Source organism: Raoultibacter massiliensis, from assembly GCF_900199545.1.
Classification (GTDB): Bacteria; Actinomycetota; Coriobacteriia; order Coriobacteriales; family Eggerthellaceae; genus Raoultibacter; species Raoultibacter massiliensis.
On the sequence record NZ_LT962671.1, the window covers coordinates 1,399,032 to 1,422,206 of the forward strand.

Sequence of the window (23,175 nt, forward strand, 5' to 3'; positions counted from 1 at the left end):
GAACATCGGCCTATTCTAGCGCATTATCCTCTTCGACACAGAAAGCCCTCGGTCCGTTCGGAAAATCGCCTCAAGCGAGCCTGTCCAAAACCGCCTGGCGAACCGATGCGCTGAGCGTCTCGGTGGATCCGAGCCAATACACATGACTCACCTGCCCCGAAGACGCGGCGGCGTCAACCGCCGAATACGCGTTCGGATCGACGAGGAGCAGCACCGAGCGCTTCACCGCGCACAGCGGTCCGCCCGCCAGAGCATCGGGAAACTTCGATCCCGTCGCAAAAGCGGCGTTATCGTACGAAAACGCGTAGTATCCCGAATCGCCCGACACGATCCAACGCGCGATCGCCGCCGACGTGCCGTAGCGATCGTCCGAGTATCCGTTGTTCACGCCGCCGGCGAGTCTGACGACCTCCGTCGAAGTGCCCCTCAACGCGCTTTCAACCTTGCCCGAAACGGAATGAACGCTTCCCACGATAACGACGCGGTCGTACCTCGACAGCTCCGCAACCATCGAAGCGCTCGGCGCCGCGTTCGGTGCGATGAGGAACAACCCCGAACGGGAGGCGGCGCAGTAAGGAGATATCGAAAGGGCATCGGGATAGTTGTCGCTGCGAGCGACTATCGCCGTCGAACTCGTCGCTCCCAGCTGCGACAGCGTAGCGCGAATGCGATCGGCGGTATCGAAACGGTCCACACCCCCGATGCGAACGCACGAGGCGACAAGGCCCGACACGCTGGATTGCACGCGCGCCGAAAGCGAGTTCCGATCTCCGATGAGCACCGCCTGCCTGATGGAAGGAGTGCTCTTCATATAATTCGACACAGCCGGGGAAAGCGAAGCCGAATCGCTCATGATTATGGGATAACCCAATGCTCCGGCGAGCGACGACGCGGCCAGCGCGTCGGGAAAATTGTCAGATCGCACGATGATGACGCCCGCAGGGCCGCTCGGGTACTCTTCCCTCGCAATGGCGACGCTCGTAGCCACGCGATCGGCTCCCGATAGCTCGGTCGACGTCAGGGTTTTCGGTTGCTCTGGCGACACGCCGAGCGCGCTCATGACGGCAGCCGAAGCGTCGATCTTGCCCGCCCCGTAATACATGTCCCATCCTGGTGCACCTGCATCGACGGCGGTCGCGTACAGGATGTCCCTAACTTCGCTAGCCGAAAGATGGGGGTTGACCGACAACATGAGCGCGCAAACGCCAGAAACGGTCGGCGCGGCCATGGAAGACCCCGATTTCATGCCGTAGGGAGTTGCGCTCGTGTAGAGCGTGCTGTATATGTTCGTGCCAGGGGCCGCGATGTTCTTCCCCGCACCGTAGTCGGAGCGGTAATCGATCGCTCCGTTCACGTTGTACCACGTCACGGATACGACGCTCGAAAAATCAGCAGGATACGACGGCTGCGACCCTTTCGATGTGTCCCCCTCGTTGCCCCCCGCGCCGACCACGACGACATTGCGGGATTCGGCAACCGACATGCTCGCACCGAGCAACGGATCGTAGCCGTACGTCCCCATAGAGATGTTGACGACGCGTATCGCACGGCTCGGATCGCTTTCGTTGAGCGAGATGATGTAGTCCATCGCCTTGATGAAGTCGGCCGTCGTGCTCTTGCCCGCATACGGCCCCGTCGTATGGAGAACGTTGACGGGCACCAGTTCCGCGTTGAACGACGAGCCCGCCACGCCGATTCCGTTGTTCGCCTCGGCGGCGATCAACCCCGCCACATGGGTTCCATGCCCATACTTGTCGATCGCAGCCGACGCTCCCCGCTCTTCGGTCACGGTGTTGTAAGCGCTGCCGAGATCGAGGTTGTTTACCAGGTCGGGATGGTCGATCTTCACGCCGCTGTCGATTGTGGCAACGCGAACGGTCTTGCCGGCTTTCGCGATGCTCCAGGCGGAAAACGCGCCGATATCGTCGAGATGCCACCAGTTGTTCCTCGTCTGCTGAAACACCGGATCGTTGGGGATGTACTCGTCGTCCATCGCATACAGATAGTTCGGCTGAGCGTGGGCGATTTCATCCGATTCCATGAGCTCGTCTATCTTCTGGGCAACCGTCATGCCGTCCGCAACCGAAACCGCAACGACGTCCCTGCCTTCGACCGACGCCTCGTCAAGAGGTTCGACGGGCGTCACGCCCGAATCGGCAAGTCCTTCCTCGACTTCTTCCGGAGCGCCAGCCGAATCGAGAACGACAAGCACCTCCCCCTCGACGTACTCGCTGCCCTCGCCATCCTCGGATATTTCGCCGATCTCCTCGTCAGACAGCAGCTCGACGAAAGGGGCCGAAGGCTCGCCCGACGAATCCCCGGCGCCTTCCATCCGCTCGAGCAGAGCGGCCTCATCGGAAAGACCCTGCTCAAGATGAGCGGATCCAGCCGCATCGCCGGGCGCCGCCTCATCGGCCCATGCGCCCGAAACGGGCACCATGAGCCCGAAAGCGAGCGTCGCCGCAAGGATGAATGATGCAAAAGAACGTATGCCGCGCATGAAAGACCGTCCCACCGCTCGTTCGGACAATACAGCTGCTGGCCAATGCCGGAGGCGGCACCATTGTGCCGTATTACCTATTGTATTGCTCCCCGCGCGATCGGGGAAGCATCATTCGGACAGCGGATGTATCCGGTAGAGCCGCATATCGCCCTCGCTCAACACGATCTCGAACCCAGGCGTATCGTCGTCGATGCGATCGATGCCGAACCAATCGTTCGCCTCGTATGAAAACAAAAAGTGGTTTCCGTCGTGCTTGCCGTTCTGATCGAGCTGCAACAGATACTCCGCCCCTATCGCGCGAACCGCATCCGCCACGTTCGGATCGAGTGCGACCACATCGAGGCTGCGTCGAATGACCTTGCTCTCCTCGGATTCGGACGGACCATCCCATCCCGATACGTAGCGATAGTACACGTTTGCATTGTTGGCCCCGTAAGCAAACACCGATCCGTCGTTCGGCTCGTTCAAAATCAGGGCTCCGGGTTCCACGGCGCTCTTCACCTTCTCGACAAACGCGATCTCCTCGATGCCGTACATCTTCGGACCCGAAAGGCTGTAGGCGACGTTCAAAAAATTATTCGACGAACTGAAAGCCGACGTCGGACCTTGCTGTCCCGGTTGAGTGTAGCCCGGATAGAAGTTCACGCCCACGAACGCCGCAGCGACGATGCAGGCGACGGCGCATGAAGCCGCCCTGCGCGCACGCGATGTCCCGAAAGCCTTTTTCAACCCGCGCGCGATCGCCGTCGCGACCACGTACAAACCGGCGCTCGCCAAGGGCACGGCCACGATCGTCATATTCGCCATGAGCCTCATCGCATCGGTATACCAAAAACCTGTGAGCAGCTGTTTGACCGGACCGTCGAACGAAGCCGTCACCACGTAAAGCACGCTTGCAAGCGCATACGAAACCGCAATCCACCGATACTCCCGAACCGTCAGAGCGTACACGAACCCCGTCGCAACGAAAGCGCCGAGCACGGCCTGCGCAACCGTTTCCTGCGACGAGAGCAGCAAGACGTTTGCAATCGCCTGGGGCACGCTTGCAAACGACGGCCAAGAATACGCCACGACCCCGCTCATGAACGATGCGTTGAACAACGCGAACCAAAGCGCCGCAACGCCAACGACGAACAGACCGAGAAGAAGCGCACAGCGCACCGCCCAGCCCGAGCCGCTTCGTTGGGCGATGCGCCGGCAGCAGCAGACGATCCTATCCACGCAAAAGGGAACCAGCAAGACGCCCGCCGAGAATACCGCGTTGGGCTGCGTGAACGCCAGACCGACCAAGCCGACTGCAAACAGGCACGCCGAGGCGATGCGCAAACGCCTATCGATTCCAAGCGTAAAGATCGTCACGAAGCAGAACAGGATCGAGGGAAGAAGCGAAAACGCCGCAAGATTCGGAAACAAAGGTCCCCAGGCAAGCAGCTTCCAGGGGAACACGACGAAGGCAAGCGAAACAAAGGCTCCGAAAAACAAAACCCCCTGCTTCCCGAAGAACAGCCGCTTCATGAACAGATACAGATTGAGCGGAAACACAAGCGCGCAGAAGAGGAAGTTCGCCGCGTTGGCGCCGAGCGCCACCGGTACGCCGAGCGCATCCACTATCAGCGAAGCGATGCAATGCCACGCCGAGGGATAGAAGGCCGATCCCGAAAACGGGGGCTGGAATGCGGTTACGTTTTCAGGGTAAAGCGTGCTTGTCAGCGAAGACCAGATCCCCGAATCGATGAAGGCGCGAACCGTGTTGAGATGATGCACGTTATCGAACTCCTGAACGAACGAACACGCGTCGTCGAAAGTTCCGATGAAGATGCAGCTTGTTACGATTATGCCGACAGCGGCGTACAAGCACGGAAAAAGCGCCTCGCGCAAACGATCGCGCGTCGAAACGGCGTGCGATCCGGCAGGATCGGCGCCGAAGGGAATCTCCCGAACGCGAACGGCCAGCCGAAGAATCACAAACAGCGCGACGCCGAAGCCGAGCAGCGGGAAAACCAGCGTTTCCCACGAACACGACACGCCGATCTTCTCGTATGCAGCGGCAAGCAGGCTATAGGCGACGACGGTTACGAGAGGTGCGCAGACAGCCGCGATGATGCGCGACAGACGAAACGCCCGCAGCACCGCATACCCGGGGGCGTACAAAAACAAAAAGCCCACCAGAGCCGCCAAAAAGAATGTATCCCACATACAACCCCTACCGCCGCAGCTCCCTCAGCCACGCCATCGATCACGCACAACGAAGCCCTATACTATACCAAAAACCTACGCCGGCGTATCAGGGTACGCTACTGATCGGTGCCCGCATCAAGGAAAATCTTGCGCGTCACGAAGTTCCAAACCATCACGATGGCGGTCACGACTATCTTGGATATGCGGTAGTCCACGCCGAACATGTCCACGCCGAGCCACAGGCACACGTTGTTGATGGCCAAACCGATTACCGATAAAACGACGAAGATCGCGAACTCGCGGCGGCGGCTGAGCCCCTGCTTGTGAGCGAACACGTATCGCATCGAAGCCAGGTAGTTGAAGATCACCGAAACCGTAAACGAAATCGTTGCGCTGACGAGGTAGTCGATGCCGAAGACCTCGGTCAAAAATATCAGCAAGCCATAGTCGATGACAAATGCGATGACCCCGACCACGCCGAACTTCATAATCTGCGCGATAAGCCTTTTCATGGTGCCGAGCTGTCCGATCCTTCCGTCCGTCCGAAAAGCTCATTCATTTTGTCATAAACGCTCTGGATATCAAGGGGTTTGCTGATATGGGTATTCATTCCACATGCCAGGCTTTCGCGGACGTCCTCGGCAAACGCGTTCGCCGTCATCGCGAAAATCGGCACCGTTTCGGCATCGGGGCGGTCCATGGCCCTGATCGTCCGGGTCGCCTCGTATCCGTCCATCACCGGCATCTGAACGTCCATGAGAACAAGGTCGAAACGGTTCGTCGCCGACGCCGCGAAGGACTCCACCGCTTCACGGCCGTTTCTCGCCGTTTCGACCGCAGCTCCCGTCATGGACATGAGCTCGGCGGCGATTTCGAGATTGAGCTCGTTGTCTTCGACGACCAATATGGTTTTGCCCGTAAAATCATACCGCCTCTCGTCGGCGGCAACCGGGCTTTCCGCATCGGCGGGCGCAGCATCGCTTCCCCGCCCGGCATCGCGATCGTCGCGAACATGTTCGAGCGCCGCGATGATCGAAGATTCGAACAGCGGCTTTCCTATGACCTCGGTAGCGCCCACCCGTTCGGCAGCCGCCTCGACCTCCCCAACGTCGTATGCGGTGATCAGCACAACGGAAGCCTTCTCGCCGCCCTCGATGGCGCGGATGCGCCGTGCGGTTTCGATCCCGTCGATGCCGGGCATCTTCCAGTCGATGAAGCACACGCCGTACGGCTCTCCCTGCCTTTGGGCCTCCTCGGCCATGGCGACCGCGCGCTCCCCGCTTGTCGACGAGTCGGATTCTATGCCGAGCTTCCCGAGCATCATCGTCACATGCTCGCACGTCACCTCCTCATCGTCGACCACGAGCACGCGCACGTTTCCGAAGCTGGCTATCATCGCATCGGGTGCATCGGAAAGGATGTAGGGAAGCTCGACCGAAAACGTGCTCCCAACCCCGCACTCGCTTTCCACGCGAACATTCCCGCCCATGGTTTCGGCCAGGCGCTTGGTGATGGCCAGGCCGAGACCCGTACCGCCGTACTTGCGGGAAACATCGGCGGTTTCCTGTTCGAACGAGCGAAACACTTTCTCGAGGTTTTCGGACGCGATGCCGCATCCCGTATCGACAACCTCGAAGCGCATCCACATCCTCTCGTCGCACTTGTCGACCTTCGTTATGCGAAGCTGCACGCGCCCGCCCTCGGGCGTGAATTTCAGCGCATTCGAAAGGAGGTTGTAGACGATCTGGTTGATGCGCAGCGAATCGGCGACGATCACCTCGTCGATCTCGCCGAGCAGGATCGTCTCGTACTCGATGCCGCGCTCGCGCGCCTGCACGTGGAAAACAGCCGTGATGGACTCCACGAGCCTTTTGAAATCGAACCGCTCTCGCTTGATCTCAAGTTTGCCGCTTTCGATTTTCGACATGTCGAGGATATCGTTGATGAGCGACAGCAGATGGTTCGACGAGAGCGTGATCTTCTGCAGGCATTCGCCGATCTTCGATCCATCGTCGAGGTGATGGGCGGCGATATCGGTCATGCCTATGATGCCGTTGAGGGGGGTTCGGATCTCATGCGACATGCGGGACAGAAAATCGCTCTTCGCCATATTGGCATGCTGCGCCTGCGAGAAGGCCCTCTCGGCGCGGTCTTTTTCGGCGCGCAGCCGCTTTTCGTTCTCCCTCATAAGAATGTAAGAGAACAGGGCGGTCACGGCCAGCACGGCCAGCACGCCTATCGTCAGCAACGCAACGTTGCGCGTAAGGGTCGATCCGAGCGAACTCACCTGCTCGTCTATGACGTTGTAAGGAACGGCGGTGTACAGAAACCAATCGGTTCCCGGTATGGGAGCCAGATAAAGGTACTCGTGCATCCCATCGAACACGAGCTGCGTGACGAACACGGTTTTACCGTCGAGCGCCCGGCGTATGTCGTCGAGCGTGCGCCCGTCCCCGAGCACCGCATGCTCGCCGAAAAGATCGAAGATGGTATCGTCTTCGGGTGCCTGGTATTTCGCGGGAGAATAGAGGATGTAGGTGCCGTCCTCCGCAATGATGCTCGCGTGCGAGTTGCCGACATTGCGGCCCAAGACGAGCTCTTCGCCAAGCACCGACGTATCGAACGATGCGATGGCGCCTATGAGTTCGGTGCCGTTGAACTCCACCGGCTCGATGGAATCGGTGCAGACGATGTCGGATACATCGAAGGGAACATCGGAGGCCGCGAGCACCGAAGGGCCGCCTCCCACAAGTTCGACGATTCGGCTTCGATCGTAATCGACCTCGAGGTACCCGTCGGCCGAAAAGCATCTTCCCTGATTATCCACCAGGTAAAACGTTTCGAATCCGCAGTTTTCCTTCTGTTCGACGATGTATTCTCTCAGCGACGCTTCGTCGAGATCCATGCGGGCAAGCGATGAGGCGATGGTGTCCATCTGGCTTGTCCTGCTGCTCATTCCCGCATCGAAGTACGCGATCGTCTGGGAGTTCAGCTCCTCGAGGTACATGACGTTGATCTCTTCGATGGTCTCGTCGGTTGCGCCGTTCGCCGTAATCGTCGTGAACACGAGGATGAGGGCGAACGCCGCCGCCAAAACCACGGCGACTGCCGCGAACCTTCGCCTGTCTTCTTGTCTGATGGTCTTTTCCATGCACAACCCCGATCGCCGGTCGGGCCGCACCCACGGCCTTAGAAATCGAAATATTGTAACATGCGACCTATTTCCTGCCAGTTCTGATTTTGCGGCCGTTTCCATGCCGAAACGCCCGTTGAGAACTCGCAAGCAAAGTGTTTTGTGTACAATGGTTCCGATAAAACCACATTGAAAACCCGCCGGGGAAGAGAACGGAAGGGAACGGAGAGACGTGAGAGACACCGCCGCAGCCGACGAGCCCAGCATCGCGGTCCTGATACCGTGCTACAACGAGGCGGTCACCATCGCCAAGGTCGTCGACGACTTCAGGCGCGAGCTGCCCGAGGCGACCGTCTACGTGTACGACAACAACTCCTCCGACGGCACGGCGGACATCGCGCGGGCGCGCGGGGCCGTCGTGAGGNTCAGGCGCGAGCTGCCCGAGGCGACCGTCTACGTGTACGACAACAACTCCTCCGACGGCACGGCGGACATCGCGCGGGCGCGCGGGGCCGTCGTGAGGCGCGAGCCGCGCCAGGGCAAGGGCAACGTCGTGCGCCAGATGCTGCGCGACGTGGACGCCGACTACTACGTCATGGTCGACGGCGACGACACCTACCCCGCCGAGGCCGCCCGCGAGCTGCTCGCGCCCCTCGTCGCCGACGAGGCCGACATGGCCGTCGGCGACCGGCTCTCCAACGGCACCTACGGCGAGGAGAACGACCGGGCCTTCCACGGCTTCGGCAACGACCTCGTGCGCCGCCTCATCAAGGCGATCTACGGCTTCGAGTTCTCCGACGTCATGACCGGCTACCGCGCCTTCAACTACGCGTTCGCCAAGACGATGCCCGTGCTCTCCCCCGCCTTCGAGATAGAGACGGAGCTCTCCATCCACGCGGTCGACAAGCGCTGGAGGATCGCGGAGGTGCCCGTGGCCTACCGCGACCGGCCCGAGGGCTCGGAGAGCAAGCTCGACACCTTCTCCGACGGGACGAAGGTGCTGCTCACCATCGCCTCGCTGTTCAAGGACTACCGCCCGCTCGCGCTGTTCTCGTGGGTGGCGCTCGCCCTGTGCGCCCTCGGGCTGTTCTTCGGGGTGCCCGTGATCGTGGAGTTCGCGCAGACGGGCCTCGTGCCCAAGCTGCCCTCGGCGCTGCTCGCCGTGGCCTTCGTGTTCGCGGGGCTCCTGAGCTTCTCGTGCGGGCTCATCCTCGACACGGTGGTCAAGGGCAACCGCAAGGCCTACGAGCTCGAGGTGACGAGGGTCTACGAGGAGAAGAGGCGGCGGAAGGGCTAGGGCGCAGCCGCGCTGTCAGATTCGCCGCATGCCGGCCGCGTCGATGCGGCGGCGGGTGCGGTTGGATTCCCGATGTCCGCTTCCGCACTGTTTTTTCCGCCGTCGCTGGATCGATGGTATCAAACCCGCAGGTCAAAAGTTAGGTCTATCTTTCTCCTTCAAGAGCGAGGAAAATGAATTTTTGGGTGCGTTTTCCACGGCGGCAAAAGGCACTCGATGTACGCAATAACTATTGGTTTCACAGCAGTACGGTCAAACACGGGCTTCCAACCGCCATCCGCCGTTCGCGTCGACATGCCGATGCCCGCACGGCAGCGTACATTGCTTGGTGCGGCAAGTTTTTTCGCGCCGAAGCGCAAACGTGCAGTAGAATGTCTGCCATGCGTGCAAGTCCCCTGAAATACGCCCTCATCGTCTTTCTGGCAGGAGCCAGCTACGGCGTCATGGCCACGACGGTCAAGTTCGCGTACCGCGAGGGGTTCGCCTGGACGCAAACAGCCGCAAGCCAAGCGTGCTTCGGCCTGTTCATCTTCGCCGCGGTGTTTATCGTGCGGTCCCTTCTCGGCAAGAAAGGCGTCAAGCTCACGCCCCGCAGCGTGATACGGCTGCTCGGTCTGGGCATGACGACCTGCACGACCTGCCTGCTGTACAACTATTCGCTCACGATGCTTCCCGTATCGGTCGCCATAACGCTTTTGTTCCAATTCACCTGGATCGGCATGGTCATCCAGATCGCAACTACGCGCCGAGCCCCGAAGCCCGCCGAAATCGCCGCCGCGCTTACCATCCTCGGGGGAACCTTCCTCGCAAGCGGCATTTTCGAAGCCGATTTGAATCCCGATCTGAATCCGCTCGGCATCGCATGCGGACTCCTTTCGGCGATCAGCTGCGCCGCATTCGTTTATCTTTCGGGCAAAATCGAAACGTCGATGCCTTCCATTCAAAGGGGGCTCATCGTATGCTGCGGAGCCTCCATTCTCGCGCTCATCGCCTGCCCCGATTACTTCGTTTCGGGTGCCATCCAAGCGGGAATCTGGAAATACGGCCTCGTGCTCGGCTTTTTCGGGCTGTTCGCCCCGGTCATCCTCTTCGGCATCGGAACCCCCCACCTGCCGGCAGGCATATCGACCATCATGGCATCGTCGGAACTGCCTGCGGCGATACTCATTTCGGTATTCATCCTGCAAGAGCCCATCAGCCTGCTGCAGGCAGCGGGCGTCGTCGTCATCCTCGTCGGCGTCGTCATTTCGCAGCTGCCCAATCTGTTGCAAGGAGCCGGTCGGCAACGAAAGGGCGGCCTCGCAAAATAAGCGCGCGGCGCCGTATGCACTCGCCGCCCGCAACGCGATTTTCCCCAAAGAGCCCTCTTCACCGCGGCCAAGTATGATCTTCCATTTCAAAAAAGCCATCCGAAATGGCGGTCAAGGCAAGCTTCTGCCACCTTTGTCGCGTCCGAAGAGCATCTCAATCAGCGTTTGCGCAGGTCGCAAAAACCAGAACCCCAAGAAAGCCGGCGAAGAGGCCCGTTTCGGCCCGAATTCTCGACAGAAGCTTAGCTTGACCGCCATTTTCAGGCGGTTTTCTCCGAGGAAGGCCGCGGGCGAAAGAAGCCGCATCCGCGTTTGCGCCCGCACCTAGAAGAGGCCGCATCCGCACTTGCATCCGCGCTTGCATCCGCGAACCCGCGATCTCGACGACCGCCCTTTCGCAAACGCGCGTTGCCGGCCGATCGCAAAGCAGGCGTCCGGCCTCCGTTCAACCATCGCTGCCCCACGCCGGGATCACCTCGCCCCGCACCAACCTGACAGGTCGGTAAAATTGCAAACAACTTGGCGACATGCTGTGGCACAATGAACGAAACGGCAACGCGAGCGCATTCGCGCATCGAGCGAAACGAAGCAGAAAAGGAGCATGCGACCGCTCATGGCCCAGATCCATTTGAACATACAGCAGGAAATGGAGCTCATCCGTCTCATCGAGTTCGAGCGCGCCAAGAGCGCGACAGCCGAGGGCCGAGGCCGCAGGTGCGCATTCCCCTACCGACCCGATAACCAGCTGCAAGGAGAACTCGTATCGCTGGGCGCCCTCGCCCTCATGCCTCAAACCGCCCCCGACGGCACAACCGAGCCCGTTGTGACGATAACCTCGGCCGGCTACTCTTTCTTTACGGAAAAAGCCCGCAGAGAACGCGAACTGCGCCGCCAGCAAAGACGCGACTACCTGCTCGTGCTCATCTCGGGAGCATTCGCCATGCTGTGCACGGTCATCGGGTTCCTCATCGGCAGGATGGCCTAGGTTAAAAGCAGCGAGTCGAACGAGAGGACCTCTCGCCCGAAGCCCCGGAAAAGCAGAACGGGCGCCCGAAGGCGCCCGCAGATTTCGATGGTGCCCCCAACGGGAATCGAACCCGTGTCTCAGCCTTGAAAGGGCCGCGTCCTAACCTCTAGACTATGGGGACGTGCTCGCATTCGGTTTCTATCCCGAAAAAGCAGCTTGAACATTATTACAAAGCCCCATCGGGAATGCAAGAGAAAATATCGGCAGTTCAGAAAATCAGGGGACGGGACCCGAAATCTCCCGAAATGCCAGAAAGGAGCCGCCCTGCTCGGAAGCCGCGCGCACGGGACCCGAGAAAGAAACGCCGCCTTACGATTTGGTGGTAAACGAGTTTTTGCACTTGGGGCACGACACCCTCACCGTGCCCTTGCCCTTCGGAACGCGCAGGCTCTGACCGCACTGCTTGCACGTATAGATGCGATGCGTCTTGTGGTAGGCCTTCCATTCCTTGAAACGCGCGTACCCGTGGCGAAGTGGCGCAGTGACCTTGGTGCGAACGCCAACGTAGATGCGGTTTTCCTTGTAGCGATTCCCCGTTTTTCGCGAGAACACGCGAAAATAGCAGTAGGCGATGCCGGCGAAGGCGATGACGATGAGCACCTGACTCGCAGCTGCGTCGCTCACGAACACGCTCGCAAGCATGAACAGGAAGGCCGCGAACAGCGCAAAGCGCGAAAGGTCGTCCGGGCCGTTACGCCCGATCATAAACTGCTGAAACTTCTGTCCGAACTTCTGAAACATGATGCCTTCTCAAAGTCGTGTCGCGGCGGCCGGCGTTGCCGAATCCATCGTTGCCGAGCATGGTTTCGCTCTGTACGGGCAAAACGGCGTTGGCAGGCAGCCGCCGATCCGACCGCACCCGTATCCGACCGAGCGCGAACGCGCGCCGCATGCACGAGCCCGAGTTTACGCGGCGCGCCCCGTTCATTGCGATTACGTAGTCTAGCTGCACGCAAGGGCAGCGAACCTGCGATTTTTCGCCCGTCACCTTTTCGTAAGAATCCGTACGTCGTCAGGAGTACAAGCCGAGCAGTTCTATGAGTTCGTCGCGCGAATGGATATCGAGCTTGCGATAGATATGGCGAATATGCGTTTTGGCGGTGCCGTTCGCGATGAAAAGTTCCTTTTCGATGGAGCCTACCGTCTTGCGCTGCGCAAGCAGCAAAAGAACTTCCTCTTCGCGCTGCGAAAGCTGGTATCGCTTGGCAGCCTCGTGGCAGCGGTTCGCAAGCTCCTGCTTCTTGACGATGGCGCTATCGCCTTCGGCATCCAAGCCCCCGAGAAAGGTCACGCCCCATCTGCTCGACAGCTCCTTTTCGGAGAAGAGGATCATCGTAAGCGCCACAACAAGCAGGATCACGATCGCGTTGAGGACGAATTCCGAAGACACGCCCGCGATCTCAAGCGACCCCAACGCCGTCTCGGTCTCTCTGCCGAGCAGGCTGAACAGCGCGCGCACGCCGCGCTCGATGCCGAACAGCCAGATCGCCGATATCCCGTAGCGATAGCTCATGTTCGCAAGGATCAGCATGATAAGGATGGAAAACGCCGTGTAAGAAGCGGTTACGCAAAAATCAGCTGCTGCGTTACTGAGGAAGCCGAGGCTCGGCAACACGAGAAACGCCGCCACCATAAGCGGCAAGGCAATGCGGTAGATCGCCCCGAAATCGAAACGGCCGCCGCGTGCGACGATGCCCGCAAACACCGCAAGCGCCACCGCCACGGTTCCGAATGCCGAGTGCGGGCCGAAGGGCCCCGCGTACATCGAGGACTCCTTGAGCCCGTAGGCAAACGCATAGATGGCCATCAAAAGCACGGGCTTCCACGGAAACGAGAATTTGCCCCCAAGGGCGCGGGGAAGCTCGCTTTCGGGCAGTGAGCGGAACCCCAAAGCCAGGCACACGAGCGAGACGGGGGGCATCGAAAGGGCTGCAGCGAACAGCCACGGATACAGAAACCCCCTGCAGATGTACAGAACGACCGCCGCAACGATGATCGAGGCGGAATAGTACAGGGCGACCCTGACGGGGTTCAAGCACCCGTACAGCTCGGACCAGAACAGGATGACGAGCGCGATGCCGAATCCCCCGAGGACAGCCGCAGGGGTCGCAACGACGGGGGCGAGGTCGGGTGCGTACATCGATGAGAAAACACCGAGAGTAGAAGCGACGAGCGCCACTCCGGCGCACCAATGCAGCGATCGCCTGCTGAAGAACGCCCCGAGCCTTTTCGAAGCGAAGGCGCACGCGAACAGAGTGACGATCATGGCTATGTCGAACACGTTGTGACCCGCGTACTGCGCCGTGGGAAACTCGACGAACGATCCCACGAACACGACCTCTATCCAAGCGCGATACACCCCGAGCCCGAGAAAGAACAACGGTATGTGGGGCAGCCGATCGATCAGCCCGCCCCGGGCGAGTGCGGGCCCGTCTTCTGCAACATCTTGCCTCTCGGCTCTCTGCTCTGTCACGATCCCATCCCGTCGATCAACGCCTCAGCCGTCCTCTCGTCGCTGCCATTGTATCGGAAAGCGCTGCGCGAACCAACCGCCCGCCGCGTACAAATCTCATAGATTCTCTTGTTTTACCTGTTCATCATAGGGTGATGCGAGGGGGTTATCGAAATCATCCCCCATTTTTCCCAACGGACGAATGACGGCTTTGCCCGATCCGCGTAGAGTTCTGCCCAAGGGCGCAACGGCGCCGCACATCACCACCAGCACGAGCTTCGTGCTTCACGATTCAAGGAGGAGACCATGGGAGGATCCAACCGTTCGGGAGTTACGCGTCGCGATCTGTTCAAGATCGGAGGCATCGCCGCAGCAGGCGTCATGGGAGCAAGCGCGCTTTCCGCCTGCAGCCCCAGCACCGGCCCAACGGGTTCCGACGGCGCAACGAGCGCAGCCGAGAGCACGACGACGGCCGCCGGCCACACGCGTTCGGGACTGCCGAGCTTCCTGCAAACGCCCGCCCCGATCACCGACATTGCCGAAACGAAGGATTTCGACGTCGTCGTCGTGGGCGCTGGAGCCGCAGGCGTTCCCGCCGCGCTTTCCGCAGCGGAAGCGGGAGCCAAGGTTGCGCTCATCCAGAAAGAGGCGACCGCCATCTCCCAAGGCAATACCGGTTCGGGCGTCGATCTTTCAAAGAGCGACCCGGCAGACGTGCAGAACCTCGTTTCGGTTCTCATCGAAGAAGGGCAGCACCGCACCAAGCGCGAGCTCCTCGAACTCTGGGCCCAGCACGGCGGCGAAGCGGTGAAATGGGTTATCGAGCGCTCGGCTGAAAGCGGCGGGCCGATCGTCGATCAAGGAAGCCAGCAGCAGGCGGCCACCATCGCCAAAAACGGCTGGACCATGGAGTTCGTCACGTCGTTTGCAGGCCCCAAACCCCTGACGGCGGGAGATGCCATGCGGGCGCTTGCCGAGACGGCCGAAAAGGAAGGCGTCGAGATCTTCTATTCGACTCCAGCCGAGCAGCTCGTTAAAGACGGCGAAGCGGTCACCGGCGTCATCGCCAAGGGAGCAAACGGCTACATCCAGTTCAATGCCAAAAAGGGCGTCATCATCGCAACCGGCGATTACCAAAACGACGAAGAGATGAGCTCGTATTACCTGCCCGACCTCGCAAACTTCACGCGCAAGCAGATGAACAAGACCGGCGACGGCCACAAGATGATCATCTGGGCGGGCGGCGCCATGGAGCACATCAACCACACGAAGATGCTCCACGATTTCGATGCGGGTCCCGCTTCGATGTGCGACATGCCCTTCCTCGCCGTAAAGAACGACGGAACCCGCTTCGTCAACGAAGTCGTGGAGATGTCGCTTCTCAACAACTACCTGCGCTCCGAAGAAGACCAGGGCTGGTACTCTCAGGTGTTCGACGCCAACTACATGACCCAGGCCGCCGATTGGCCCGGAAAGCTCTATTCCCCCGAGGAGCTCGCGCTCTACATGCCCGAAGAAGATGTAGAGAGCCGCGACGGCGTGTTCAAAGACCTCATCCGCACGTTCAAAGCCGATACGCTCGAAGAGCTTGCCGAAAAGCTTGAGATAACCGATACTGCGGCGTTCGTGAAAACGATCGAGCGCTACAACGAGCTCGTCGCCGCAGGCGCCGACGAAGATTTCGGGAAACCGTCGCAGTACCTCCAACCCATCGATACGCCCCCGTTCTACGGCATCCATCGCTGGTTGCGCGTATCGGCGCTGTGCTCGGGCGTGCAGGTCGACGAGAACCACCAGTGCCTCACCCCCGAAGGAAGCGCGATCGAAGGACTCTACGCCATCGGCAACTGCTCGGGCGAGTTCTACGGCGGCGTCGACTACCCCATGACCATCCCGGGCCTCTCGCTTGGCCGTTGCTACACCGAAGGATATCTCGTGGGCAGGGCGGTCGCCGAACTCTAAAAGCACCCGAATCCCCATCCATCCCGTCACATGTTTCGTCCCATCGGTTCGAGACATGTGAATCATACGGCCGCAGCTTCGCGTTTCCCTCCCTCAATGCGAAGCTGCGGCCATCTCTGCTATGATATTCCGCATGGAAAACGACGAACACATCCTCCCAGCCTCCGATAGCCCTGCCGAATCGACGGTTCCCGAAACCGCCGACGCATCGGATGTTTCAGACGAAGGGCAGACGGAGAGCCATCCCACCATCATCGTCATGCATGCCTCGGTAGGATCGGGGCATCGCAGCGCAGCGAACGCAACGGCCCAAGCGCTTGAAATCCTTCGCGAAACCGACGATCCCGAGCTTTTGCAGGGCCTAGACGTTCCCGAGGACCTCGAAGTCGAGGTGCTCGATATCCTCGACTTCGGACGAGTGATCTTCGACGGCGACAAGGCAGCGAGTTTGTTCACCGGGGCCACCCGCCCGCTCTACGATCTCACGTGGCGCTACACGCTCACAGGCAGGCTGCTCTGGGGCGGCGGGACCATCTGGTCGCACGTCAATTTCCCGAAGTTCACCGAACACGTGCGCGAGAAGAAACCGCTCGCCATCATCTGCACGCACATCACTGCAGCCAACGTCGCCGTGGGAGCAAGGATGATAACCGGCCAGCACTACCCCATCCTCAGCGTGCCGACCGATTACGAGACCGAGGGCCTGTGGCCGCACCGAACGAGCGATCTGTTCTGCGTCGCCACCGAATCGATGGCTGAAACGCTCAGACCCCGCAAAGTACCCGATGACAGCATCCTCATCACAGGCATCCCCACACGCGACGATTTCCGCAAAACCTACGACAAATACGAAACACGCAAGAAGCTCGGCCTTCCCGAAGACAAGATGGTCGTGCTTGCCCTCGCCGGCGCCTACCTGCCGCGTCCCTACGTTCATTTCAGGGAGACGCTCGATAAGATACTTCCCTATCTGCACACCTATCCCGGCATGCATTTCGTGTTCATCGCGGGAAGCGATCGTCACTACGCCGAGCACATGCGCCAGCAGTGCGCCGAACTCGGACTCGAAAACACCACCGTCCTCGACTACGTCGACGGCATGGCCGCACTCATGGCGGCAAGCGATCTGGTCATCTGCAAATCAGGAGGACTCACCGTCACCGAATGCCTCTGCGCGCAAGTCCCCATGATCCTGCTCGGGCGCGCCTACGGCCAGGAGAAGGCGAACGTGCAGATGCTCACCGCCGTCGGAGCCGCCATGCACGTAACCACGGCCCGCGAGCTGCTCGAAAGCCTGCGCCATATAGCGAAGTACCCGCAAAGCACCCAAGCCATGCTCATCAACGGCGGCATCATCAGACGCCCCGAGGCGGCCCTCGAAATCGCCCGTGCGGCGTTTCGCCTCATCGAGAAGGCCGGTGCCCGCGAACTCGTCGAACACCGCAAGCGCTTCCTCTGGATTTACTGGGGCAAGAAGCCGGCCCACATTCGCTGAGGGTCCCGTGCGAAGGCCGCTCGCACTTGCGCGACATCAGTCCGTGCAAGACGCAGGCTCAGCCGCCCGACACCGCCCCGCCCCCGCGCTCCAACGGCTCCTTTGTGTTGACAATGAAGAAATCCTTGCCCCCATCGGCTTCTATGCGCGATAATGAACTGATGTGCGCCATACGGCGCAATCGCCTGACAACGGCGAGCGACCTGTAAGACATGAACGCCCGGTTCGTCCGCGGCGCCTGCTGACCATAGATTTCCGGAGATTATGACAACATCATTTCACGAACTCGGCCTATCCGAGAAGACCCTTGCCGCCGTCGAGAGACTCGGCTACGAAGAGCCCACTCCCGTACAGCAGCAGGCTATCCCGCTTGTCCTCGAAGGACGCGATATCATCGCCGCCGCGAAAACCGGCACGGGAAAAACTGCGGCGTTCTCGCTTCCCACCATGGATCGGCTCGGCCGCATCCAACGAGGCCAAGGGCCTCTGATGCTCGTTGTAAGCCCCACGCGCGAACTCGCCGATCAGATCGGCGAGGTGTGCCGCGCCATCGCAACGTCAACCCATCATCGCATCCTGACCGTCGTGGGAGGACTGTCGCTCGATCCCCAAATCAAACAGCTCAAGCACGGCGTCGATATCCTCATTGCAACGCCGGGCCGTCTGATCGACCTCATGGAACGCGATGCGGTACGCCTCTCGAATGTCGAAGTGCTCGTGCTCGACGAGGCCGACCGCATGCTCGACATGGGGTTCTGGCCGCAGATGAAGAAGATCATCGCCGCGTGTCCGAGCAAACGACAGACCCTGTTGTTCTCGGCGACCATCGACGATCAGATAACCAAAAGCGTCGGCTCGCTGCTGCATGATCCCGCATACGTGGAAATCGCGCATCGGGGGGAAACGGCCGATACCGTCGACCAGTTCGTCATCCCCGCCACGCAAACCACAAAGGCCGACCTGCTCAAAGCGGTACTCGAAGAAAAGGGATCGAATCGCGTGATCGTGTTCGCCCGTACGCGCTCCCGCGCCGATTCCTGCACAAGGCGTTTGCGCCGTGCGGGCTATGCGGTCGAGGCGATTCACTCCGACCGTTCTCAAGCCCAGCGCAAACGTGCGCTTGAGAACTTCGCCAAGGGCAAGACCAACGTGCTCGTTGCAACCGACGTGCTCGCCCGAGGCATCGATGTGACCGAGGTCGATTACGTCATCAACTACGATCTGCCCAACCAGCCCGAAGACTACGTCCACCGAATCGGCCGCACGGGCCGCGCCGGCGAAACGGGTTTCGCCGTATCGTTCGTCAGTCCCGAGCAAAAGCCCTGGCTCAAGGACATCGAGAAGCTTACCAAACAAACGATCCCCGAGATGGAGCTTGAAAGCTTCGATCTGGAAGAAGCCGAAGCAGCCGCCGCAGCCCGCGCGACGAGGGCTGCCGGCAAACAGGATCCCGAGCTTGCCGCCGCTGCCGCCGAATACGCCAAAACGCAGCAGAGGAAAGCAGCGCGCACGGCAGCCGATTCCGCCGCCGAAGCGTCGCGCTCGGGCAAAGGGAGCCGCAAAAAATCCCGCACGCCCAACCAAGCGCCGGTGAAAACCAACAACAGGGTTGCGAAATCGCCGAAGGCAAAGCCGGCACAGCCGAAACCTTCGCAGTCGAAACCCGCGCAGAAGAAGTCGACGGGCAGGCCGCAGCAAGCTTCGAAACCCTCGCAGGCGTCCCAGAGGAAATCGGGATCGGATATGCGGCCGGGCCGTGCACATCGAGCGGCGGTGGCGAAGAGGAGAAGCCGCTAGGGTCGGCCGCGCCTCGCACGACGACGTAAAGCCGATCGGCTTTACGGATGCCGAAGGCGCCCGGTTCAGCCGAGAGCCAAGCAACGGCAACGCGCCTACGGAAACCGCGAAGCTAATCGAGCGGGTCCTTATTCTGGTTCGCGGCGACGCGAATAAGCCGCCCCAGCAGGAAGAGGATCAAAACGAACGCAACGGCGCCGACCGCCGCGAAAAGCCATTCAGACCTCAAGAGCGCCGCAAGCGTCAGAAAAAGAACGACCGTGGCCAAAACGATGACCGCAAGCGTCCCCACGGCGGCAAGGGCCGTTCCCGCGATGCGGGCGGCCTTTCCCCCATCCCTGTTTTGTTCGTCAGCCATCGAAACGCTCCCGTCTTTCGCTAAGCTCTGCGTGCCCTCGCGCGCAAGCAAAGCTTAGCTCAAATCACCGAGCACGGAAGCCGGATGCGCCGCGCTTTTCACGAGCGGTCTCGCTTCCGCGTCAGGGGATGTCTTTCGTCGCGACGACGGCGACGCCCGTGCCGCACACGTCTTCCACGAGCACCGATCCAGCGCTGACGGGAGCCTTCGGACGAAGTTCGCGAATCGCCGCAAGCACATCGGCGAGAGATTCCTTGGGCACGGGTGCCGCTGTCTTGACGCTCAGCGGCTCGAGGCTGCCCTCGGCGCATACGATCGCCGTCACCATGCGCACGGGCCTCACCGCCTCTTCCAGCGCGTATTCCCGACCTCGCGCGCACGTGTAGCCCGAAACCTCCGATAATGCGCCTTCCTCATCGAAAGACACCTCGAGCTGGCATCCGAGAGGACAGCAGATGCAGGTATAGGTTTTGACCTCGGTGGCAAACTGCATCTATTCGGCACCTCCCCCATCGGAACCATTCGCCTTGCGAGGAACGCTCCCCGGCGAGGGGCGAGCACCCTCGGCGCCCCCGACGCCCTCCGCCCGAACGCGAACGGCGGAATACGGGGCAACGTCTACCCCCTTGAGCTTCACCTGGACCATCTCGGCGGGAACGGCCACCATGGTCTTCGCGGTTTTGATGGGATGCACCTCGCCTGCGCCGTCGATGCCCTCGACATGGAACCGCGGCTTATGGATCGTTCCCGTAACCCGAAACGAGAGGGTGACGGTATCATCCGCATCGGTATTCGGCGATATGCGCTGAGGAACCACGTAACGCACGTTCTCGCCCGCAAGAACGGATGCCGCGCCGTCGCCCCCGTGCGGGCGCATGCCGAACAGAGCCGCCGCGCGCCCGGCGATTTCGCCCTCTGCGGAAGCATGATCGACGAGATCGTGGACATGGAGCGCGTTGCCGCAGGCGAACAAGCCCGCCACGTCGGTTTCGAGATCGTTATCGACCAAAGCGCCGCCCGTCACCGGGTCAAGCGCGATGCCTGCGGTCTTGGCCACCTCGTTTTCAGGTAGCAGCCCCACCGAAAGCAACAGCGTATCGCACGCCACTCGACGCTCGGTTCCCGCAATCGGCTCGTTCGTTTCAGGATCGACATCCGAAACGAAGACCGCGCTCAAACGCCCTTCGCCCTCGAGCCGTGTAACGGTGCAGCCCAGATGCAAAGGTATGCCGTAATCGTCGAGGCACTGAACGATGTTTCGCCGCAGGCCCGAGGGATACGGCATGAGCTCGTACACGCCAAGGACTCGCGCCCCTTGGGAAACGAGCCTGCGCGCCATGATAAGCCCGATATCGCCCGACCCCAGAATGACGACGTTCTTTCCCGGCAGACACCCCTGCAGGTTCATGAAGTTCTGAGCGCTGCCCGCTGAAAACACGCCCGAAGGCCGCGTGCCCGACACGTTGAGGGCGCCGAGGCCGCGCTCCCGCGAACCCGTAGCCAAAACGACGGAATCGGCACGGATGGTCCGCAGCCCGCCCTCGCTCACGGCGATCACCTCATGGGAAGCGCCCCCGCCCGCACGCACGGCAAGCACCGACATGCCGCCGAACACGGTCGCCCCGCTTTTCTCGAGCGCCGCTATCTCGCGCTGCGCGTATTCGGGACCGGTCAGTTCCTCGCCGAAGCGGTGCAGGCCGAATCCGTTATGGATGCACTGCTTGAGAATGCCGCCGAGCTTCGCTTCGCGGTCGATGAGCGCAACGCGGCGGGCGCCGGTTGCCGGCGCCCAGCCGGCGGCGGCGATTCCCGCAGCCCCGCCCCCCCCGACCGCAACCGCGAATGCCCGCTTGTNCCGCTATCTCGCGCTGCGCGTATTCGGGACCGGTCAGTTCCTCGCCGAAGCGGTGCAGGCCGAATCCGTTATGGATGCACTGCTTGAGAATGCCGCCGAGCTTCGCTTCGCGGTCGATGAGCGCAACGCGGCGGGCGCCGTTGGCGAGCGCCGAGCGGGCTGCGGCGATTCCTGCAGCTCCGCCCCCCACGACGGCAACGTCGAATGCCGCGTTGTCTGCGGATTCCGCAACCCCCCCGCCGGACCCGCAGGCAACCGCATGGTCGCGCTTGCACAGTTCGGTGTAATCGGGACGGGACGATTCGACTACGAACGACCCTGCGATCCGCTTATCGATGCGCTCGGGCGGCGTATTCGTCTCACGCGCCATGATCCTAACGATCTCGGGAGAGCAGAAGCCCCCATGGCAGCGCCCCATCATCGCACGCGTGCGCCATTTCAGGGTATCGAGCGAGTTCACCGGCAACGGGCTTCGGAAGGCGTCGGCGATCTCCGCCTCGGTCACCTCGCAGCAACGGCACACCACATGGCCGTAGCGCCCGTCCGCTTCGATCGCACGTGCCCGCTCGTCATCGCTCATGAGCGCAAAAGGCTTCTCGGCGGCGCGCATGGGATCGAACGATTCGTTCATCGGCGCCCCGAGACGCTCCGCAACGGCCCGTGCGATATCGATCGCAACGGCGGGAGCGGAGGTGAGCCCGGGCGAATCGAAGCAGGCGATGTTGAAGAATCCGGGCGCATCGGACGGCTCGCCCAAGACGAAATCGCCGCTCTCGCCGCTTGCCCGCAATCCTGCGAAATTCGTGATCATCCCGCGCGTCGAGAGTTCGGGCCACGTTTTCTTCGCCGCCTCGAGGACGAACGCCAAACCTTCGGCCGTCGTCGACACATCCCGTTTGCTCGACTGCGCCACGGCATTGGGACCGACAAGCAGATTGCCGTGCACGGTCGGCGTCATGAGCACGCCTTTGCCCGCCGTCGAGGGCGCCTGGAACATCGTACTGGCAAACGTATCGCCCATATCGGTATCGAACAGGCAATACTCGCCCCGCCGCGGCGTGATGCGCAGCTTCGAGGAGCTGATTTGGTTGTTTATCTCATCGGCGAAAGCACCTGCTGCGTTTACAACCGCAGCAGCCCTGACCCGCGCGCCCGATTCCGCGACCAGTTCGAAACGCGCTTTGCCCCGCACATCATCAATAGGACGAATCGTGCGCACGCCTTCGTTGAAAAAGAATTCCACTCCGTTTGAGGCAGCGTTTTCCGCCGCAGAGAATGCAACCTCGTAGGGATCGCAGATCGCCCCGGTCGGCGCGAAGAGCGCTCCGACCGCAGCGCGTGACACATGCGGTTCGCGTTCTCTGAGTTCTGCCCGGGAAAGCTCGCGCACACCATCGATCCCGTTGCGTTCGGCCCGCCGCACCAGCTCGCGTACCGTGCCCAGCTCCTCATCGGAAAACGCGAGCACGATCGATCCGTTGTTAATGTAGGCGAACCCGAGTTCTTTCGCATACGCGGGATAGAGAGCGGAGCCCCGTGCGTTATAGAGCGCCTTGAGCGTGCCGGGTTCGGGATCGTAGCCCGCGTGGACGATGCCCGAATTGGCCCTCGTTGCACCGCTTGCGATATCGCCGTCCGCCTCGAGCACCGCTACGGAAACATCATAGCGGGCAAGCTCGCGCGCCGTGCAGGATCCGGCGACTCCCGCCCCGATCACCACGACGTCAAAGTATGAATCAGTCAGTTTCTTCATGCCGCAAGCTTACTATTTCTTCCCGTTTGGCGGAAGAAGGAACACCCAATACCTA

Annotated in this window: 16 protein-coding genes and 1 tRNA gene; 6 read left to right on the forward strand and 11 right to left on the reverse strand. The window is 61.1% G+C overall.

Features of this window, described 5'->3' with window-relative positions; genetic code table 11:
• Positions 1-70: 70 nt before the first annotated feature.
• The 4 genes from C1719_RS10220 to C1719_RS10235 all read right to left on the reverse strand — a co-directional run bounded on the left by C1719_RS10220 (position 71) and on the right by C1719_RS10235 (position 7,832).
• Positions 71-2,500 (reverse strand): S8 family serine peptidase, encoded by a 2,430-nt coding sequence (locus tag C1719_RS10220; RefSeq protein ID WP_102375011.1) that lies wholly within the window; start codon positions 2,498-2,500, stop codon positions 71-73.
• A gap of 111 nt (positions 2,501-2,611) precedes the next feature.
• The gene (locus C1719_RS10225) at positions 2,612-4,699 is read right to left on the reverse strand and encodes a DUF6541 family protein (protein ID WP_102375012.1); all 2,088 of its coding nucleotides are present in this window, start codon (positions 4,697-4,699) and stop codon (positions 2,612-2,614) included.
• 98 nt (positions 4,700-4,797) lie between these two features.
• Positions 4,798-5,193: a GtrA family protein gene (locus C1719_RS10230; protein WP_102375013.1), complete on the reverse strand. Its 396-nt coding sequence runs from the start codon at positions 5,191-5,193 to the stop codon at positions 4,798-4,800.
• A complete protein-coding gene (locus tag C1719_RS10235) occupies positions 5,190-7,832 on the reverse strand; it encodes a hybrid sensor histidine kinase/response regulator (protein ID WP_219717847.1) in 2,643 nt (880 codons plus the stop codon). Before C1719_RS10235 ends, C1719_RS10230 begins: the two co-directional genes overlap by 4 nt.
• A 214-nt stretch (positions 7,833-8,046) precedes the next feature.
• Here C1719_RS10235 and C1719_RS10240 point away from each other — a divergent pair, with 214 nt between their 5' ends.
• The 3 genes from C1719_RS10240 (at position 8,047) to C1719_RS10255 (ending at position 11,406) form a co-directional block, all read left to right on the forward strand.
• Positions 8,047-9,111, forward strand: a complete 1,065-nt coding sequence (locus C1719_RS10240) for a glycosyltransferase family 2 protein (RefSeq protein WP_245874487.1) — start codon at positions 8,047-8,049, stop codon at positions 9,109-9,111.
• Positions 9,112-9,482: 371 nt separating this feature from the next.
• Entirely contained in the window at positions 9,483-10,421 is a 939-nt protein-coding gene (locus C1719_RS10245; protein ID WP_102375014.1) for an EamA family transporter, read from the forward strand.
• Positions 10,422-11,034: 613 nt separating this feature from the next.
• On the forward strand, positions 11,035-11,406 hold the full coding sequence (locus C1719_RS10255) for a hypothetical protein (protein ID WP_102375016.1): 372 nt from the start codon (positions 11,035-11,037) through the stop codon (positions 11,404-11,406).
• Positions 11,407-11,494: 88 nt separating this feature from the next.
• On the opposite strand, the gene C1719_RS10260 is transcribed toward C1719_RS10255, so the two are convergent.
• The 3 genes from C1719_RS10260 to C1719_RS10275 form a co-directional block, all read right to left on the reverse strand.
• A tRNA-Glu gene (locus C1719_RS10260) sits at positions 11,495-11,569 on the reverse strand.
• A 188-nt stretch (positions 11,570-11,757) separates the two neighbouring features.
• Positions 11,758-12,189, reverse strand: a complete 432-nt coding sequence (locus tag C1719_RS10265) for a hypothetical protein (protein WP_102375017.1) — start codon at positions 12,187-12,189, stop codon at positions 11,758-11,760.
• Between the two features lie 271 nt (positions 12,190-12,460).
• On the reverse strand, positions 12,461-13,921 hold the full coding sequence (locus C1719_RS10275) for a helix-turn-helix transcriptional regulator (RefSeq protein ID WP_245874490.1): 1,461 nt from the start codon (positions 13,919-13,921) through the stop codon (positions 12,461-12,463).
• 285 nt (positions 13,922-14,206) lie between these two features.
• On the opposite strand from C1719_RS10275, the gene C1719_RS10280 reads away from it, so the two are divergent.
• The 3 genes from C1719_RS10280 (at position 14,207) to C1719_RS10290 (ending at position 19,154) form a co-directional block, all read left to right on the forward strand.
• Positions 14,207-15,862 (forward strand): FAD-dependent oxidoreductase, encoded by a 1,656-nt coding sequence (locus C1719_RS10280; protein ID WP_102375020.1) that lies wholly within the window; start codon positions 14,207-14,209, stop codon positions 15,860-15,862.
• 133 nt (positions 15,863-15,995) lie between these two features.
• Positions 15,996-17,357 carry a glycosyltransferase gene (locus C1719_RS10285; RefSeq protein ID WP_102376032.1) on the forward strand — a complete coding sequence of 454 codons (1,362 nt, stop codon included), beginning with the start codon at positions 15,996-15,998 and terminating at the stop codon, positions 17,355-17,357.
• A 264-nt stretch (positions 17,358-17,621) separates the two neighbouring features.
• A complete protein-coding gene (locus C1719_RS10290; RefSeq protein ID WP_102375021.1) occupies positions 17,622-19,154 on the forward strand; it encodes a DEAD/DEAH box helicase in 1,533 nt (510 codons plus the stop codon).
• A 112-nt stretch (positions 19,155-19,266) separates the two neighbouring features.
• Here C1719_RS10290 and C1719_RS10295 read toward each other — a convergent pair whose 3' ends face one another.
• From C1719_RS10295 to C1719_RS10310, 4 genes are all read right to left on the reverse strand, one after another.
• A complete protein-coding gene (locus C1719_RS10295) occupies positions 19,267-19,512 on the reverse strand; it encodes a hypothetical protein (protein WP_102375022.1) in 246 nt (81 codons plus the stop codon).
• Positions 19,513-19,633: 121 nt separating this feature from the next.
• Positions 19,634-20,005 carry a DUF1667 domain-containing protein gene (locus tag C1719_RS10300; RefSeq protein WP_102375023.1) on the reverse strand — a complete coding sequence of 124 codons (372 nt, stop codon included), beginning with the start codon at positions 20,003-20,005 and terminating at the stop codon, positions 19,634-19,636.
• Positions 20,006-21,319: an NAD(P)/FAD-dependent oxidoreductase gene (locus tag C1719_RS10305; RefSeq protein WP_102375024.1), complete on the reverse strand. Its 1,314-nt coding sequence runs from the start codon at positions 21,317-21,319 to the stop codon at positions 20,006-20,008.
• Entirely contained in the window at positions 21,219-23,120 is a 1,902-nt protein-coding gene (locus tag C1719_RS10310) for an NAD(P)/FAD-dependent oxidoreductase (RefSeq protein ID WP_245874495.1), read from the reverse strand. Before C1719_RS10310 ends, C1719_RS10305 begins: the two co-directional genes overlap by 101 nt.
• Positions 23,121-23,175: the final 55 nt, after the last annotated feature.